This is a genomic window from Zunongwangia pacifica, from assembly GCF_023499215.1.
Lineage (GTDB): Bacteria > Bacteroidota > Bacteroidia > Flavobacteriales > Flavobacteriaceae > Zunongwangia > Zunongwangia pacifica.
Map to the genome: position 1 here is coordinate 50869 of NZ_JAKHSK010000002.1, position 20009 is coordinate 70877.

The 20009-nt window shown below is 37.8% G+C and carries 11 protein-coding genes; 6 read left to right on the top strand and 5 right to left on the bottom strand.

What is annotated here, in order from left to right; translation table 11 throughout:
* The first annotated feature begins 26 nt into the window (after positions 1 to 26).
* The 6 genes from L1967_RS01675 (at position 27) to L1967_RS01700 (ending at position 10714) form a co-directional block, all read left to right on the top strand.
* Complete coding sequence (locus L1967_RS01675; protein WP_249599980.1) at positions 27 to 2399, top strand: ABC transporter permease; 2373 nt, start codon at positions 27 to 29, stop codon at positions 2397 to 2399.
* 41 nt (positions 2400 to 2440) lie between these two features.
* Positions 2441 to 4855: an ABC transporter permease gene (locus L1967_RS01680; protein WP_249599981.1), complete on the top strand. Its 2415-nt coding sequence runs from the start codon at positions 2441 to 2443 to the stop codon at positions 4853 to 4855.
* A gap of 70 nt (positions 4856 to 4925) precedes the next feature.
* Complete coding sequence (locus L1967_RS01685) at positions 4926 to 7307, top strand: ABC transporter permease (protein WP_249599982.1); 2382 nt, start codon at positions 4926 to 4928, stop codon at positions 7305 to 7307.
* A 43-nt stretch (positions 7308 to 7350) separates the two neighbouring features.
* On the top strand, positions 7351 to 8022 hold the full coding sequence (locus L1967_RS01690; RefSeq protein ID WP_249600176.1) for an ABC transporter ATP-binding protein: 672 nt from the start codon (positions 7351 to 7353) through the stop codon (positions 8020 to 8022).
* A gap of 3 nt (positions 8023 to 8025) precedes the next feature.
* On the top strand, positions 8026 to 9453 hold the full coding sequence (locus L1967_RS01695; protein ID WP_249599983.1) for a TolC family protein: 1428 nt from the start codon (positions 8026 to 8028) through the stop codon (positions 9451 to 9453).
* A gap of 748 nt (positions 9454 to 10201) precedes the next feature.
* A complete protein-coding gene (locus tag L1967_RS01700) occupies positions 10202 to 10714 on the top strand; it encodes a GNAT family N-acetyltransferase (protein WP_249599984.1) in 513 nt (170 codons plus the stop codon).
* Between the two features lie 101 nt (positions 10715 to 10815).
* Here L1967_RS01700 and L1967_RS01705 read toward each other — a convergent pair whose 3' ends face one another.
* The 5 genes from L1967_RS01705 to L1967_RS01725 all read right to left on the bottom strand — a co-directional run bounded on the left by L1967_RS01705 (position 10816) and on the right by L1967_RS01725 (position 19880).
* The gene (locus L1967_RS01705; RefSeq protein WP_249599985.1) at positions 10816 to 12759 is read right to left on the bottom strand and encodes a glycoside hydrolase family 97 protein; all 1944 of its coding nucleotides are present in this window, start codon (positions 12757 to 12759) and stop codon (positions 10816 to 10818) included.
* Between the two features lie 50 nt (positions 12760 to 12809).
* Positions 12810 to 13823 (bottom strand): glycoside hydrolase family 43 protein, encoded by a 1014-nt coding sequence (locus L1967_RS01710; RefSeq protein WP_249599986.1) that lies wholly within the window; start codon positions 13821 to 13823, stop codon positions 12810 to 12812.
* Positions 13824 to 14154: 331 nt separating this feature from the next.
* Entirely contained in the window at positions 14155 to 14826 is a 672-nt protein-coding gene (locus tag L1967_RS01715) for a DUF3823 domain-containing protein (RefSeq protein WP_249599987.1), read from the bottom strand.
* Between the two features lie 31 nt (positions 14827 to 14857).
* A complete protein-coding gene (locus tag L1967_RS01720) occupies positions 14858 to 16699 on the bottom strand; it encodes a RagB/SusD family nutrient uptake outer membrane protein (RefSeq protein WP_249599988.1) in 1842 nt (613 codons plus the stop codon).
* Positions 16700 to 16721: 22 nt separating this feature from the next.
* Positions 16722 to 19880, bottom strand: coding sequence for a SusC/RagA family TonB-linked outer membrane protein (locus L1967_RS01725; protein ID WP_249599989.1), 3159 nt, complete (start codon positions 19878 to 19880; stop codon positions 16722 to 16724).
* Positions 19881 to 20009: the final 129 nt, after the last annotated feature.

A 20009-nucleotide genomic window follows, 5' to 3' on the forward strand; every position in this document is an offset into this window, starting at 1 on the left:
TAGCTATCGGGACAAAATAATAAGCTATGTTTAAAAACTATATAAAAATCGCCTGGCGAAACCTAAAGAAGGATAAATTTTACAATCTCATAAGTTTGCTGGGACTTACCATTGGTCTCACTATCGCCATTTTTATCATCATCTGGATTCAGTCTGAATTGAGTTACAACACCTTTACTGATAATCACCAGAATGTGTTTCGGGTTTCAAGCAATATAAAAAGCGGGGGAGCGGTTCAAACCTGGGGTGAATCCACAGGGCCGGTAGCGGTCTATGCTTTAAGTGATATCCCTGAGGTAAAGCATGCGGTAAGGTTGCGTCAAAACTGGTCTAACCGGTTATACACTGTAGACAATACAGATTATGAACTAGAAGGGGCCTACGTAGATGATGGATTTTTTGATCTTTTTGAGCGAAAACTTTTAGCAGGCACCAAAGAAAACCTCCTTAACGATGTAAATGCCGTAGTCCTTACAAAATCCGTTGCCGAAAAACTCTACGGAACCACTGATGTAGTAGGCAAAACACTAGAGGCTGATCACAAGGAGAATTACATCATCACCGGCGTGGTAGAAGATATCCCTGAAAACTCAAGCGTTGATTATAAGCTATTTTTTTCCATGAACATTTTAAAAGCGGAATATAACGATGCTAACCGGTATTGGAAATCATTGGATTCTGATTGGGGAAACTTCAACTACATCACGTATCTGGAGCTGCAATCGCCGGAAGCTGTTGCTGAGGTAACGCAAAAGCTTACCCAAATTCAGCAAAAAAACGATCCCAATGCCGATCTTTTTGATGCAAAGGCCGCTTACTATTTGCAGCCCATATCAGATATGAGCCTGTATAGTGCGGCCGGGGAACCCCGGGCCATAAACACGGTTAAGATATTTGCAATTGTACTGATCCTAATCCTGGCGATTGCCTGCATAAATTATGTAAACCTTGCCACGGCACGTGCCTTTCAGCGGGCCAAAGAGGTAAGCATCCGCAAGATCATGGGCGCCGGAAAACGCAGTCTTTTTGGTCAGTTTATTGCAGAATCGATCCTGTTCTTTGGCATCTCAGGTCTGCTGGCCATTGGCCTCCTCTTTGTTTTGGCACCGGCATTTCGGGAACTTTCAGGGAAGGAGCTTCATCTGGATCTGATCAGAGGGCAACTCCACCTGCTTATTTTGACGGTATTGGTCATAACTTTCGTGATTTCTTCGATTTATCCGGCGCTAATGCTAAGCTCCTTTAAACCCCTGGAAGCGATTAAAGGCCGGGTGCGCGGTGTAAGCCGGGGTACCATTAGGAGAGTGCTGGTTACCGTACAGTTTGTTTTTTCGGTAATACTGATCATCGGGACACTCATAATTGGGCGCCAACTTAATTTTTTAACCGAAAAAAATCCCGGATATGACCGCAGTCAGGTACTTAATTTTTGGATGAGCGGCAGTATGCAGCAAAACGCCGAAACGGTAAAACAACGCCTGAAGAATATTCCGGGAGTTAGCCAGGTTTCATTTGCCTCTAACCCGATTATCAACAACCAAAATTCAACCGGGGATATCGCCTGGAATTCTGAAGATATCGATCAGGAACTCGTCATTACCCCGATGGCTATTGACGAGCATTTTATCCCGCTTTTAAAAATGAATTTAATCGCCGGGGAAAACTTTAAAGGCATTAGCACAGATTCTACACATTTCATCATCAATCAAACAGCAGCTCAAGCGATGGGAATGACCAATCCTGTTGGAAAAAATCTTGAATTATTTGAGACGAAAGGCACCATTATAGGTGTTGTTGAAGATTATCATTTTAGAGATTTAAAAAGTGATATAGGCCCTGCTGTGATGTATTATGCCCCCGATGCCTATCGCGTGTATCTTAAAACTTCGGGAACTAACACCACAGCAACAATCGCCGCAGTCAAAGAAATATGGAAAGAATATACGCCTGATTTTCCGTTAGACTATTCATTTTTAGATAGCTCTTATGAAAAAATGTACCGCGAAGATCAACGTACAGGTAAATTATTTAGCATTTTTTCAGTGATCGCAATTCTGGTTTCGTGTCTGGGACTTTTTGGACTTACCACTTATGCAGCACAGCTCAAAAAACGCGAAATAGGTATTCGTAAAGTGTTGGGGGCTTCCGTCTTTCAGGTGACGCGCTTATTATCAAAGGACTTTCTAATTCTTGTAATTGTAGCAGCAGTTGTGGCGATTCCACTCGCCTGGTATGTGATGCAGTTGTGGCTGCAGGATTTTGTGTATAAAACCGAAATGAGTTGGTGGATTTTTGCCCTGGCAGGAGGGATTACGCTGTTCATAGCCCTCATAACCGTAAGTATACAGACCATTAAAGCCGCCATCGCTAACCCTGTAAAATCCTTAAGAACCGAATAAAACCTCATCTCCCAATAGCTATAGGGACAAAATAATAAGCTATGTTTAGAAACTATATAAAAATCGCCTGGCGAAACCTTATTAAAGATAAAACCTTTACAGGACTTAACATTCTTGGATTGTCTATTGCCTTTGCTGCAGCCATATTATTAAGCATCGCCTCGGTTTACGAACTTTCTTTCGACAATTTTCATAAAAATAAGGATCGTTTATTTATCTCTTATTTTGTATCGCAAAAACCTAATGGAGCCAAAGCAACGATCACTCAACCTATCGCGATGGCGCCTACGCTTAAAGAAGAAGTTCCCGGTGTTAAGTATACCAGCCGATATCGCGAAGGCTATAATCTTGTAAAAAAAGGAGACAAAGAATTATTGCTGGATGTAGTGTTTTTGGATAATGATTATTTTAAAATGTTTTCTTTTCCTATAATCTACGGAAAGAAAAATGATCCGCTGGAAAATCAAAACTCGGTGGTAGTCACGGCAGAAACCGCTGATAAGATTTTTGGAGAAAAAAATATTTTAGGAAAAACAATCGATATTCAGGTGGGTGGCGAACTCAAACCTTTTGTAGTTACTGCAGTGCTAAAAGACCTGCCAAAAAATACCAATGATAATCTTAGTCTTGCCATTTCTATGGAAAACATGCCTGATTATCAGGAAAATTTAAGCGAATGGGGACACAGAAATCATCATGTATATGTACAATTAGAAAATGGTGTTGATGTAAACGAATTTGAAAAAAATGCCCAGAAATTCACCAATCTTCACTTTCAAGGAGATATTGAAGATGCCAAAAGGGACGGCGCGCAGCCTAATGCCGAAGGCAACTTTAAAAAACTAAAATTAATGCCGATTACCGATTGGCATTTTGTGAAAATTAAAAATCATCTTTTTGAAGTATCCAGAAGTTATCCTTACCTAATCTTTGGAATAGGAATGCTCATTATCCTAATTGCCAGCGTAAACTTTATTAATATGAGTATTGCGCGCAGCACAAAACGCCTAAAAGAAATTGGGATGCGCAAAACACTGGGGGCCGCAAAAAGTCAGCTCTTTATTCAATTTTGGGCAGAAAGCGTATTTATTTTTCTTACTTCAGCAATTATAGGTTTATTGATAAGTCTTTTAATCGCCGATCCTTTTCAGTCTTTATTTAGAGTTCCGGCTGAATTCAGTAGCATCATAAATCCATCGATGATTTTAGGCTTTTTACTTATCCTGGCGGTAATCACTTTGATTGCCGGTGGATATCCTGCCTTATTGCTTTCAAAATTAAAAACCATTCAATCACTTAAAGGAAAACTGGATATGAGCGGTAAAAACAGGCTGCGCAATGTACTAATGGTTTTTCAGTTTAGTATCGCCATTCTTCTGGTTACGGGAACTTTGGTGTTGTGGCAGCAATTACATTTTATGCAGAATAAAAATCTGGGATTTAATAAAGAACAGGTCATTGCGTTTCCGCTTAACGGTAAAAAATCGGCCAGAGAATCTTTAAAATTACTGCGGAATGAACTTCAGGATCATCCCTATATCGTAAACATTAGTGGTGCCGATAATATTTTAGGAATCGATGCTACAGGTTCGCGTTTTGAAAGCCAGATGGGATTTGAATATAAAGGCCGAAACATCAATACCAACGTACTTGCGGTAGATTATGATTATATTGAAACCTTAGATCTTAAACTGAAAGAAGGGCGTGATTTTAACCGAAATTTTGCTACCGATAGCCTTAGTCTTATAATTAATGAGAAAATGGCAAAATTACTTCAGGAAGAAAACCCATTAAATATTTCACTCCCAATAGAAGATAATCTTGATTATAAAATTATCGGGATACTTAAAGACTATAATTTTCAGGATCTAAATAGAGAAATTGCCCCACTTACAATTTCGGTAAATCCTAACTGGGATCTTTATTATGCTTATATAAAAGTGGCGCCAAATACGGCTTCACAAAGTTATGATGCAATTAAAAAGGCCTGGGCGAATATCGAGCCTAATGCCGAATTTGCCGCTTCTTTTCTGGATGAAAATATCGACCGTACTTTTAGAAATGAAAAGCGATTAACCAGCATGATTACCAGCGGATCGATAATCGCTATTGTTTTAAGTTGTATAGGGCTTTTTGCAATGTCGATTTTAGTGGTTACCCAACGCACCAAAGAAATTGGCGTTCGAAAAATTGTGGGTGCCGGAGTGACCAATATCACATTACTGTTAACCAAAGATTTTTTAATACTGGTTGGGATTGCTTTTGTGATCGCTACACCTATCGCCTGGTATTTTACTAACGAATGGTTGCAAAATTATGTGTTTAGAATTGAATTAAGCGTGTGGTTTTTCATCGCCGCCGGTGTATTATCGCTTTTAATTGCAGTAGCAACTATTAGTTTTAGAACCATAAAAGCCGCTTTACAAAATCCGGTAAAATCATTACGGACGGAATAAACATGTGAGATTTTCGAAATAAGCCTTAGAGTATTTAATCTCGATTATCCAGTCAAAATTAATCTAAATCATGTTCAAAAATTATATAAAACTAGCTTGGAGAAAGATTAAAGCAGATAAATTATTCTCTGTTCTTAATATTCTTGGCCTTTCCATAGGGCTGGGAATTACCCTTTTACTTTTTCTTTTTGTTTTTCATGAAACAAGTTTTGATACGATGTATCCCAAGAGAGATCGTATCGCCCGGGTTTTGCTTCATACTACAGATCAGCAAATCTCTGAAACCTGGTGTGCCAGTCCGTCTGCTGTTGGACCATCTTTTCAAAAAGAAATCCCAGAAATTGAAAAAACCGTTCGGTTTTATCATTATGCATTTGGGCAACCTGCTTCAATTTCGGTTAATGACAAGGAGCTTATCGAGCCACGATTTTTTTATGCTGACGAATCAATAATCGATGTTTTTGATCTGAAATTTATTCAGGGGAACCCAAAAACAGCGCTAACCCGTCCTAATACGATTATTATTTCTGAAAGTAGCGCAAAACGCTATTTTGGAAATTTAAATCCTATAGGAAAACAATTGAAGCTGGAAAATTATCAGGATTTTGAAATTACCGGTGTGTTTAAAGATTTCTCAAGTAACAGTACCATAGATTGTAATGTGGTCGCTTCTTTTAAATCAACTCATTTTGCGAAAAATCCAAGCTGGGGAAATGCGAGCTTTGAAACCTATGTGTTACTTTCTAAAAATGCCAATTTAACTTCCGTAGAGAAGAAGATGGCGAAATTAATTAAAAAAGAGGTTATCGACCCGTGGTATACCTTTTCTTTACAGCCATTCCCTAAAGTCCATTTATATTCCGCAGATTATTCTGATTCTTACACTGCCCGTATTGGAAATATCGAAGAAGTACGCAATCTTAGCTTTTTAGCCGTACTTATTTTGATTATTGCCTGTATCAATTACATGAATTTGATTACCGCACGATCGCAAAAAAGGCATAAAGAGATTGGGATTAATAAAACATTGGGGGCTTCTACAAAATCGATTGTGGGTCGCTTTTATGCTGAGACAGGGTTAATTACGCTTATTTCGGTAATTTTTAGCTTAATTTTGGCCATTCTGGCCATTCCACTTTTTAATCGGGTTACGGGAATCGAGCTTGACTATAAAGATTTATTCACGTTACCATTTATTGGTAGTCTTTTGATCACCTGGATCGTGACCACGCTAATCGCAGGATCTTATCCTGCCTTACATTTATCTCAACTTGCCCCAAATGTTATCGTTAAATCAGTGTTTAAAACAAAGACTTCTGGTATTTTGGTTAGAAAAGGACTGGTCGTTTTTCAATTTACAGCTTCGGTTATTTTAATCATTGGGGTTATGGTTGTTTATCAGCAAATCAATTTTATAAAAAATCGGGATTTAGGTTTTAATCCAGATAAAATAATTGCCGTATCCATTGGGGCGGCAGAAAATAAAACCAGCATTAACAGCTTAAAAAATAAACTTCTTAATTCATCGAATATCGTTGGGGTAAGCAGTGCCCAGGGGTTCCCGGGTGTAGATGTAAGTGGTAGAGATATTATTAACCCCATTACCAAAAACGGGCATAATATCCAAACCAATAATACCGATGCAGAAATAGTAAAAGTCCTTAATTTAAAACTATTGGCAGGCAAAACATTACCTAAAAATAAAGCCAAAGGCGACAGCATTGTAGATGTCATTTTGAATAAAAAAGCGGTAGATTTTTTAGGAATATCGCCTAACGAGGCTGTTGGTAAAAGAGTACAATTAGGACTGGGTGATAATGCCTATATACGAGGAGTTGTAGATAATTTCAATTTCTCTTCTTTAAGGGAACCCATTGGGGCTTATGCTTTTCATAATGATAATTCCCGAGGGCTTCATAATTACCTTTTGGTAAAATTTCAAGGAACTCATATTGCTTCTATTCTTGAAGAGATAAAGGATAATTTTGAGGAAATCATTCCAAATGCGGCATTTCAGTATAGCTTTTTAGACAAAAATCTGGAGCGTTTTTATACCTCAGAGCGAAGAATGGCAAGTATCGGACTCACATTTTCGATCCTTGCCGTATTTATCGCCTGTTTGGGGCTGTTTGGGCTCGCTGCTTTTACTGCAGAGCAACGCTCTAAAGAAATTGGAATACGAAAAGTAGTGGGTGCCAGTGTATTTAAAATCACTAAATTATTATCCTTAGATTTTCTAACGTTAGTAGCCATTTCGCTGGTATTGGCATTCCCATTAGCAGCATGGCTTATGAATTCGTGGCTGCAAAATTTTGCTTACAGAATAGAGCTTAGCTGGGTTGTATTTATAGTAGCCGGAGTTATTGCCATAGTTATAGCTATTGCAACAGTGAGTTTTCACGCCATAAAAGCAGCTATGGCCAATCCTGTAAAATCTTTAAAAACCGAATGATCAAAACCTCTAATGTTTATAAAAAATTCAAAAAAATAAAATGATGTTATTAGAACTAGACCACATTTACAAATGGGTAACCACCGGCGGAAGAAGAACATTTCTGTTAAACGATTTAAGCCTTAAAGTTGAAGAAGGCGATTTTATCTCTATTATGGGGCCATCGGGTTCGGGGAAATCTACCTTACTAAACGTTATTGGTATGTTAGATGGCTTTCAGGAAGGTGAATATAAATTTCTGGACGAGACCATTCATAATATGAAGGAAAAACATCGCTCAAAATTATACAAAGAATACATTGGCTTTGTATTTCAGCAATATCATCTTATCGACGAACTCACCGTGTACGAAAACATCGAGACGCCGCTTTTATACAAAAGTGTAAAATCGAATGAACGTAAAGCCTTAGTTGGCGATATGCTGGATCGTTTTAATATTGTTGGGAAAAAAGACCTTTTCCCAAATCAGTTAAGCGGTGGGCAACAGCAATTGGTAGGGATTGCAAGAGCGCTGATTTCGAAACCTAAATTAATCCTTGCAGACGAGCCTACAGGAAACCTCAACTCCAAGCAAAGTGACGAAATTATGCAACTTTTTAAACAATTAAACGAAGAAGACGGCGTGACCATCATCCAGGCCACACACTCTGAAAGTAACGCCGCTTATGCCTCTAAAATCATTAATCTGTTAGACGGTAGCATCGCAAAATCTTAAAACATGAATTTAAAATCATCAATCTTAATACTCATCATCCTTTGTCCGTTTTTAAGTCGTTCTCAACAAGATTCGGTCGTACTAAATCTGGACCAATGCATCACCCTGGCCTTAAAGAATAATCCCGATCTAAAGTCACGAAAATTAAATTCGGAATCGGCCACAGTGAATTTTAAACAAAGTCGAAATGAATTGTTACCCAATTTAAGCGGAAATTTTTCCGCAGGGATTACTAACGGGCGTAGCATCGATCCGTATTCGAATGATGTAATTGAACAGCAACTAAATTATTCAAATGCCGGACTAAACCTTAATGTTACGGTTTTTGACGGCTTTAGATTGCTGAATCAATTAAAAAGGGATAAACTGAATATTAAAGCGGCTGAAGCTGAGGTACAGGAAGCACGTCAAAACCTCATTTTAGATGTAACTATGGCTTATCTGGGTATTTTAAATGCTGAAGATTTACTGCAACTTTCCAAAATAAGGCGTTTAAATACCCAAAGACAGCTGGACAGATTACAAAAATTGAATGAAGAAGGAAATGCAAATCCGGCAGAATTCAATAATATTAAAGGTCAGTTCTCGGCTGATGAAAACAGTGTGATCGATGCTGAAAATAACCTGAAACAATCGGTTTCTCAACTCGCGCTTTTACTGAATATCGATTATAAAGTTTTTCCTGAAGCGTATCATTCCCTTGAAGTTTATGAAAAGTACAATTTAAGTGCTGAGCGTGTTTTTAAAGAAGCCGTAGAAAATCTGGCGACCTTTAAAGCGCGGGAATTTCGAATTGAAGCGGCTGAAAAACAGGTGAAAATTGCTCGTTCCAATTACTATCCGCAGGTGGGATTATTTGCGCAGTTAAACACTAATTATTCGAGTACGGCGCGGACATTCACAGAAAATGGAAGCGAAATCGTAGAAACCGGAAGTTATATTCAGTATAACGGGCAGTCTTTACCGGTATTGGCCAACCAAATTCAGTATTCCTCAGCCGATATTACCTTTTTAGATCAGTTTTCCAATAACCTGAATTCGGGTGCAGGAGTTTCGATAAGCATTCCTATTTTTAATGGATTTCGAGCAAAAAACAATGTAGAACTTCAAAAAATCAACCTAAAACAATCTAAAATTGAACTTGAAAGTACTAAAAATCAGTTTAGACAACGTATCATTCAGGTTCATGCCGATATGGAAACGGCCTACCGGCAATGGCAAAATTTAGAAGAGCAGGTGGACGCTTATCAGGAAAGTTTCAGGATCAATGAAATTCGGTATAATGCCGGCGCTTCGACCATTGTGGATTATATCGTTAGTAAAAACAGTCTGGATCAGTCCAGAATCAACCTTGCAAATGCCAAATTTCAGTATTTACTACGAGTTAAAGTGATGGAATATTACCGCGGAAATATAGAAACGGGTACGTAATCAGTGGGCGGTTGCAGTTTTCAGTTTTTCAGTCTCAGTGTGCAATCTCAGTATTCAGTGAGCAGTGGTTATTGAGGTTAGGTTATTTCGACTGAAGCGCAGCGGAATGGAGAAATCTCATCCAAAACAAACATTCCAAAAGGGATCTCCACTCCGCGTGCCTAGCGGCGAAGCAGGTCCGAGATGACAAAATCTTCCTATCGAGCTCATGAACAAACTTGTCATCCTGTATTTTAATGGGTAGGTTTAGGAGAAATAATGATTAGATTTCAAAAAAAGAAAGCAAAAAACCGGACTTTGTCATTTCGACTGTAGCGTAGCGGAACGGAGAAATCTCAGCCAGAACAAATTTCCAGAAGATATCTCTACTCCGCCTGCCTAGCGGCGAGGCAAGGTCGAGATGACAGAATCTCCTATCGAGCTCAAGAACAAACTTATCATCCTATATTTTTAATGATTACATTTCAATAGAAGAAGGGAAAGCAATGAAACCGGGTTTTGTCATTTCGACTGGAGCGCAGCGGAATGGAGAAATCTCAGCCAAAACAACTTTCCAAAAGGGATCTCCACTCCGCCTGCCTAACGGCGAGGCAGGGTCGAGATGACCTCATTTTCTATAATTTAAAACTAAACATTTTTAATCTTGCTTCCTGGCTCTTGCATCTTAACTCTATTCCAACAGCGCAGCGGTCTAATTTCTAAATCCAAAATTTTCCATACTTTTCGACTTGTAAAGAAAGATTCCAAAATGAAACTAGAAACTAACCGACTCAAGATTGTAAGTTTTGAAGCCGAATTATTTATGCCACTTTATGAGCTGTTTTGTGAGAATGAAACCGTAATGAAATTGGCTTTTAAAGGGAGAACGCTTTCAAAAAAAGAGTTTTTGGACGTTTTAGCCAATGATTTTATTCTGAATAATGAAGATCAGATTGGTTTTGTATGTGTTTTGGATAAAAAAACTGAAGATTTTGTAGGTTTTACGGGGGTAATTCCCTGTAATTTTCTTGGAAACGAAAATGACCTTGAATTTGGATTTGTTTTGCACCAGGATCATTGGGGAAAGGGCTTTGCTACTGAAATTGGTCAATTTTGGATCGATTTTGCCAAAAACACGCTTCATTTAAATCGAATTCTGGCAGCTGCTAGTCCGCAAAATCACGCATCAATCCATGCAATCAAGAAACTTGGATTAACTGAAGTAAAAGAAATCCCTACTAAAGATCGTGGCTCCAGACTGGTATTTTCAAAAGAGTTTTAGAAGTAAAAAATTTTAAAGCAACTAAAAAAAATCCAGAGAAAATAACTTCTCTGGATTCATTTCATCTCTTTATAAACTATCAAACTACAGAACCTGCTATTTTAATATAAAACGGCTCCTCCTTCAGGAAGTAGTTCAATCTTTAAGGTTCCGTTCTTTTTGATTTTTGAGGTTTTATAGCCGGTTGTTTTATCGTCATTATCATAAAGATGTTTTAACTCTTTTCCTGCCAGCATAGGTACATCTAATTCTATCTTCCGCTTTTCTTTTTTCGCATTGGTTACTGCCAAATACCATTGTTCGCCTTTTCTACGCGCCAGTGCACAATAATCTTCTGGTTCGCCGCCAATATAAATGGTTTCGTCCCAAACGCTGGGCACTTCTTTTATAAAATCCAGAACGTATTCTGGTTGCTCTTCAAGGTTATTTGGCGTTAAACCAAAATGTTGAATTGGCGAAAAGTATAAAATAGAAGTTGCCAGCTCAAAAGCATCTGTTGTGCTTCTAATAGTCCCTTTTTTTTGGTCTCTGGACATTTTTTGATTTAAGAAAACCGGCGCAAAATCCATCGCTCCAACCGCGTTTCTTGTAAAAGGTAATATGGTTGAATTTAAAGCATGTTTATCTAAAGCATCCTGACGGAATATCAGATTTTCTGAAGCCAAAACAGCTTCTGAAGTTACATAATTTGGATACATTTTTTGCCAACCTCTTGGAAGCGTACATCCGTGAAAGGTAATCCCCAATCCGTAATCGTTAGCATCAGTTAAAATATCTTCATATAGCTTCATGGTGGTTTGTTTATCCCCGCCAAAAAAGTCAATTTTTAAACCTTTCACCCCTATTTTTTGTAGCCATTCCATTTCTTTTTTTCTGGCGATACTGGTATTCATTTTATCTTGTGGCGTTTGCGGTGCTTCGTTCCAGTATCCATTAGAATTATACCATAATAATACATCTACATTTTTAGACTGGGCATATTTTACCAGTTCTTCCATTTTTTCGTAACCAATATTGTTATCCCACCAGTTATCGATTAACACATATTCAAACCCCAAATTTGAAGCCAAATCGATATACTTGATCTGGTCGTCGTAATTAATGCTATTGTCCTGCCAAACAATCCAGCTCCAGGTTGCTCGCCCCATTTGGTAATCGATACTTGGCTCATACTTTTGTTCTACCAAATCGAATACTACGGTAGATTCTACGATTGGTTTTAAGCTTTCTCCAAGCGTAATAGTTCGCCAGGGTGTTTTAGCCGGCATCGCCATTGCTGCAAATGTATCCCCAATGCCGTTATCTTCTCCTTCCTGCGGAAATTTTACGGTAAACAATCCATCTTCTTTAGCTTCACTTAATCGACTACCCGGATAATTACCGTCTACCCCCGTTTCAGAAATTAAAATCCATCCATTTTCGCCCAATTTGAATAATGCAGGAAAGGTATATCCTACGCCATAAGTTGATGGTTTTCCTAATTTTTCACTTAGCGTATACTCTTCTTCATACGATGGTTTGGTTTCCATCCAACCCGTCATTGGCAATGCTTGCGGAGTAATATAAGAAGTCGCGTAATCTGGTAAATTAAAACCTGAAGCTTCTTCAAAAATCTTCACATTAGATCGTCCTACTTTCGATTTTAATTTATAGGAATAAGCAACATCACGATTAGAAATCCTAAAGTATACCAATAGGGTATCCTGATTTTCATTAATAAATTTTGAAATCAACTCGTTTGCTTTATAATCTACATGGCTCACTTTAGCACGGTTGAGATCGTAGGAGTTTTTGATGGTATTTACTTCCGTAGACATAAATTTTAGTTGTGAAGAGAAATCTCCTAAAGAGGTTTTTAAACCTAAAGGTGAATCTTCTAAAAATTGCTCTTCAGCATAACGAATATCGTAAGATATTTTTCCATCGTTTTCGTGTACCCGTAATTGTATTTTTTCATCGGGACTTTTAATTTCTGCCACCTGTGCCTGGGTAACACCGGCAAAAATGAAACAACAAATAGTGAGAGCGAGTTTTACTGATTTCATTTTATATTTATGATTAAGGTTTTTGATACTGAAATGATTTTGGTAAGTAGTTACTTTTTTAAAAGTACAGAAATTTTATCCTTGCTATCATCTACTTCCAGTAAATTAGGAATTCGGATATAGTTTCCATTGGGACCTTCGCGATGACTATGCAAAGCCATAAGCAACTTGCCTCCAAAAGTTTTAAACATCATCCCATGACCAAAATTAGGCGGAGTAATAGGTTCTTTTTCCTGAATCCAGGGACCGTCTAAGGTTCCGCTTTCAGAATAAGCCACACCCTGAACATAATCTCCAAACACCCAGCTTGTCCAAAGCATTCCTAATTTTCCGGTTTGCGTTTCGAACAAAAATGGGCCATCGGTTACTTTATTGGGTATAATTTTTCCATCAGTCGTACGCTCTTTACTCCACGGAGAATCACTGGCTTTAAATAGTAATTTCCCTTCACCAATAGATCCACTTAAATCTGGTTTTAGCTGAATTTTCTCTATCGTCCCATCCCCATTTTGTAACCATTCGTAGCAATAAACCATATAAGGTTTATCGTCTTTATCTACCCAAAAAGTACCATCTAAAGTTGGTTTATCTGCCGGAAGATAGGTGTCGTCCTCCATTGGTTTATAAGGCCCCTCTGGGGAATCACTGACCAAAATATGGCTGGCACGGCGTTCTATTTTATTACCTTTTACCGTATCGATAATAACTTCGCGATTGGTAAAAGTGGCGAAATAATAATATTTTCCTTTAAATTGATGAATTTCTGCTGCCCAGATCATTGGTCGCTTTCCCATCCACGAATTAGGATCGGTTTCTACAACGGTAAAAGGGCCTTCCCAAAGTTTAAGGTCTTTACTCTTCCAGAGTTTGCCACCCGTCCCCGTCATATAGTAAGTTTTTGAAGCTTTATCTGCCAAAATATAGGGATCACTAAGACGAATGGAATCTAAAGGGATATCGGTTTTTACTTCTAAATTGCGTTGGGCAAATAAACCTTCGGAATACAAAAAAAATAAGAACATTAATAATGGATAATTAATATTTCTTATTCTCTTTTTATACATTTTTGGTGGATGTTTATAATTCCTTAAAAATTAAAAATAGTAGTATTCTTTAAAACTAGTGTCAAGAATTCAACTAAAATAGTTATATATCAGAACATTCCATTTTTTCAGTCCAAACATTACAAGCTTCCCAATATTTGCTCGCAAATAATAATAGTTACCAGGGCAAATGGATATAAAATCTTGCGTACTTGTCTTATAATCAAAAGCTACCTCCCTACTAAAAAGTAAGGAGGTGGTTTTCTTTTTTCATCATCATCTTACACAATCCTACAAACTGTGTAAATATGATGTTTTAAATAATACTTATATCAGGATGATTATAAACTATCTAAAGATCGATCTTTTGTGCATTGGTATAAATGAACTCGTTAGCCATAGAAGACTGAGCGCCAACTCGCACAAAAAGATATCCTTTATCTCTTAAAGATTCTGGTATCTGTATATTTACTGAATTACTTTTGCCAAACTCCCAATTTTCGAGTTCTATTACTTCACTAAAATCGTTTATTTGTTGATCTAGAAGAATATTACTGCTAAGCATAATAGTTATTTCCTTAACGTTAGTACCTGCTACAATCTGATCGATTTGAAAGTTTGCACTCAAAGTTGTTCCATTTACCTGAAAACTTTCGTTAGATATATTAATATATGGTGTTACAGGAACATCAACCTGTGTGTTTCCGCTCACCTGAACAACAATAGTGTCGTTTACTTGCGGTAACCAAGGATCTCCACCACGTCGAACCAGTTTATATTCTCCTTTGAAAAGAGAAACCGAATATGTACCATCCTGAGCGATAAATACGGGAATAGGTTCATACAAGGCATAACCATCCTGCCATATTTGAAATTCGGCACTATTGGACCTTACAGATATAGGCTCACCATTGTAGGTTACTTGCCCCTCCAGCATCGCTTTAGGTTCATCAAAATTATCTTTTTCACAACCTGCCAGCATCAAGCTTATCGATACAAGGCTATATATGATATATTTTTTCATTACAAATAAATTTTCATTAGATATTAAAATTCTAGTGATAAGGATTTCTAACCAGTTTTGGATTGTTATTAAGAACTCCCTGATCTATCGAAGCGTAATAATTACCAAGTCTAAACAAACGAGCTCTTTTAAATCGGGTAGGTCTCATCCTGCTATAGATATAATGATTATCATCTGGATGCCCCGGGCGAACTATTCTATAAGGATATAAACCATAAATTACGGCCTGCTCGCTATTCTCATCTCCATCCCAGATTTCATGTGCAATTCTCCAGCGTTTTAAATCAAAGAAACGATGGTCTTCAAAAGCTAATTCTACTCGGCGCTCATTACGTATATCATCTATGCTAACATTAGCAATGCTATTAGCCGGGAAACCTGCTCGCTCTCTCAAAGTATTCACATAGGTCGTGGCTATTTCAGCTTGCCCTAATTCGTATGCCGCTTCTGCTCCATTTAAATAGATTTCCCCTAAGCGGAACCAAGGCCACCAATTTTCTGAAGCAACACCTCTCGTACTAGCTCCTGAGGCATTACTTAAAAATTTTCGGATATAGAATCCTGTATTACTTACAAACTGTGCATTGTCCTGCGGGCCATCTGCTCCTGTCCATAAATCACCATCTTCGTAAGTACTTCCTAAAGTTTGAGAGGTTTCGTAAGAATATCCTGAACCATTCCAAACCGCTACACCTGCCTGTAAACCAACTGGCATACTTCTAAAAGAAGTCCCGGGGTAAATAACAGTCCCATATAAACGGGCATCTTTATTTTCAAAAATGCCGGTAAGCTCGTCATACACTATAGGGTTACCACTGGCATCTGTGATTTTTAATTCCCCATCACTACCATCTAAATAATCAAAACTTTCCACCAGATTTAAAGATGGAGTAAGATTGGTTGGATATTCGTTGTCCTCGGTTAAGCTTCTTGGGATATTTTCGTAAGTAAAGCCATGAGTTTTTAAACTATTCTGAAAGTCCTTGGCAAAAATTACCTCATTACTGTTTTTATCCATTAGCATCTCATAAAAGTTCATGCCTTTATCTGGATTTTCATCATATAAAGAATAATTTCCGTTCTGTAGAATTTCTTGTGAAGCCTTTAAAGATCTCGTATAAAACTCATTAGCCCTGCCTGCAGGAATCCCAACTTCTCCCCCTGGCAAAGTAATGGGGTTGTCCATTAAGTTATTATACTTAGCTATAGAGCCTGCATATAACATTGCCCTACTTTCTAACGCTAAAGCTGTGTAATAATTAGCTCGCGTTTGGCTATCATTATTCCCTTTAAGATCCTCTTTAATATCCTCTAATTCAGTATAGATAAAATCGTAAACCTGTGCTTCTTTAGACCTGGGAATTTGTAAATACTCAGGGTTCCCGCTATAATCATAAATAAGTTGTTCGGTGACCAATGGTACTCCCCCCATTCGTTTTACCATTTCGAAGTACACAAAAGTTCTAATGAACCTGAGTTCTGCTCCGAAAAGATTTTTTTGGTCTACGTCAATTTCGGTACTAAACTCCTCCAGGTTATCGAGAGCTAAATTAATATCTCTTATAAAACCATAATCCCAATAGCGACCATAGTCATAATTATACTGAAAATCATTTCTCCAGTTTTGATCGTTATGGCCAGACCACATCGCATCATCGATCTCTGTCATTCCGCCAACATTAAATACACCGTGTAAACTTGGTAACCTATCATAATAATTAGCAAGAAGGGACTTAATCAAATCGGGATCGTTCCATAATTGTTCATCCCCTATAATATCGCGGGGTTCGCGTTCAAGGAATGCATCATTATCACAGCCCATAACGCTTATAAAGCATGCAACTATTAAGATGCGTAAGATTGTATATTTCATAATAATATTTTAAAAACCACGATTAAAGTGAAAGATTTAAGCCAACCACAATTGTTCTTTGTTGTGGATAAACTACTGAAGCATTTGCTGATATTTCCGGATCGATCTCAAAACCATTTACATTATCAAATGAAGCAAGGTTAGAACCGGTTACATAAAAACGGAGCTTATCTAAATTTACTTTTGAAACCCACTCTTTAGGAAAAGTATAGCCTAACTCAATATTTCTTAGTCTTAAAAACCATACATTGGTTAGCCAAAAATCGCTATTAAGATGGTTGGGGCCAACATTACCATTACGTATCGCAGGATAACGTCCCGGAATCCATTCACTTTCCGGATCGTAAGGATCTGCTCTATGCCAACGATCTTCCAATAAATAGGCTGGAGAGTTACCACCTGCATGAAATGGATTTCTTAGCTCATAGTTTTGAAACCAGGATTGCATGGTACCTCCTGCAAGATCTATAGTAAGATCGATATTTTTCCAGTTCATTGCAATGGTACCTCCATAAGATATGATTGGTGACCAGCTATCGGGATAACCAATAGGACGCTCGTCCATCCAGTTAATCACCCCATCTTCATTAACATCTTTGTAAATAAAGTCGCCAGGTAATACCGTCCGGTTATTTTGTCCGTCAATGTTTATAGGATGGTTTCTAATTTGTTCTTCGTTTTCGAACCTTCCAACAACCTGATATCCCCACCAAATACCGCCCCAGCGGCCTTCTGCAGAGTTTCTGTATTCTGCCCAGGAGTTCCCAAAACGTGGTTTATAAGTAGAAATACTCTTATATCTGGAATAGGTGAAATTACCACTAACGGAATAATCGAAATCATTTATAGATCCTTTATAGGTAATAATTCCTTCTGCTCCATTATAGCCATTCTCATTCAAGTTTTCTTTTGGTAAAGTATATCCTACCTCGCTAGGCAATAAAACATCGTACCTTGGGGCAGGAACCCCTGTTCTTCTAATTCTAAATACATCTGCTGTGACACTAAGTTTGTTATCAAACATCGTTAGATCTATCCCTATATTAGAGTTGGTATTGGTTACCCATGATAAATTTCTAATGGGTAATCCTCTTGGCCGCAATCCGGTAGTGTAAGTTCCGTCTAATACCGCGCTACCATTATTCCATGTATATCCTCCTAGATAATCGAACATTCTCACATCTTGTTCTTGGCCGGTTTCTCCGGTAGAAGCTCTAATTTTAAGGTCGTCGATTACACCAGAAAGGGGTTCAAAAAATTTCTCGTCTGAGATCCTCCAACCTAATGAAATCCCCGGAAAGAATCCCCAACGGTCTCCTTTGGGATATAGATATGATGCATCATATCTTCCTAATAATTCAACTAAATATTTATCATCGTAGCTGTAGTTAATTTTACCAATATAACCTACTCTTGCCTGATAGTTCCATCCATCTGAAAAAGAGTTTAATTGGTCAAACTCTAATAATGGTAAATAATTATTGGAAGGATTAGTTCCCATTTGTTGATAATCCTGTTCAAAATCAGATCGCTCGTAAGCGGCCATTACAGAAAAGGAGTGCTTATCGATCTTTTTGGAATAATCTAATTTTATTTGAGAGAATGTACTAATATCTTCTCGCTCTGCCTGGTATCTCCAACCTCCATCTGATCCCCCAGTAGCATTATAAGTATCATTAGCTTCGTCGTACGTAAATACATCATACGTGTATTGAAAACCGTCAAACTTATTATTACTGAAATTGTAAGAATAGGTTCCTCTTGCTTTTAACCCGAAATCAAATTCATATTCTGCATATAAATTTACATTCAGGTTTCGGGCAAAATTGTCTTTATACCCTACAAGATCTCTTTTAAATAAAGCCGGGTTTCTGGAGAAATCTCTGGTATGGTTGGGATATTCCGGGTTATTATTGGCATACGGTGGTGTGGTTGGCAGATTGCTAAACATTCCTAATATTGCAGAAAAATAACCATCTCCTCCTGGTAAACCAACATCATTTGTTTCCTCGATTCTACCGCTAATTTGTGTACCTATCTTTAATCTATCAGCGATCTGCGACTCTATATTCGCTTGTAAATTGGTTCTTTCGTATCCAAAATCGTCTAATAAAGCCTCCTGATTTGTATTAGCCAACGATAAATAATAGTTCGTTTTATCCGTTCCGCCAGCTACACTTGCATTTATGTGATATTGCGGAACATTATCCCTCATAATAAAGTCGTAATAGTCATAACTTTGATAACCGGGTAAGGTTCCCTCCTGCCATTTTTGTAATTCCTCTGGAGTAAAAACGGTATTGGGATCACGGCCTTCATTTTGTGCTGCTTCTACAAGACCTCTTGTATATTGCGCTGCATTTGCAAGTTCTGGAAAGCGGGTTAGATTTTGCCAACCTGTATATCCATTAATATTGATCCTTGGCTGATCTGAATTTCTTCCCTTTTTAGTGGTTACCAGAACCACTCCGTTTGCAGCCCTCATTCCATAAACGGCTGCAGAAGCATCTTTAAGAATAGTAATACTTTCTATATCTTCCGGGTTTAAAGAATTAAACATGTCCTGACCCGAGTTTCCTGTAGATTGTAACCAGTCACGACCATTATCGCCTCCGTAAGGCACCCCGTCAATTACAAAAAGTGGATTTCCCATATTTCGAATCTCTAACGAAGCACCACGGCCTGGTCTTGCATCCTGAGCTCTTACCGATACCCCCTGAATCTTACCGGCCAACGCACCGGCAGTGGTTGTTGAGGTGGTACGGGAAATATCATCAGATTTAATAGTACTGATAGCACCCGTTACCTCCTTTTCTCTTTTTGTACCATAACCTACTACGACTACTTCATCTAAAGCCTCTTCATTAGGCTGAAGCGTAATTTCATAATAAGTTTCTTTTGTTAGAGCTACTTCTTTTTCTAAAAATCCTATATAGGAAATTAAAAGAATTTGATCATTTCCTTCCTGAACGGTAATTTTAAACTCACCATCAAAATTGGTAACCACACCGTTAGAAGTGTTTTTTAATAACACAGATGCCCCTGGTAAAGGTAAACCTGAGTTATCTAGCACCAAGCCAGAAATTTCCCGTTCCTGAGCAAGGATAAATTGCGATAAAAGCGCAAAGAATAAAAAGCAAATCACCTTGAGCTTTTGCGATTGTAGTAAAATTTTATACATATTGCTAAAAATTTAATTGAAAACGATTCGTTATTTTTTAAATAACATCATCGAAAGAAAGAAATCGATTTCGACAATTATCATTTACAATATTCCCCATTTTTAACCTTTTCTAAAGGATAAAATCTG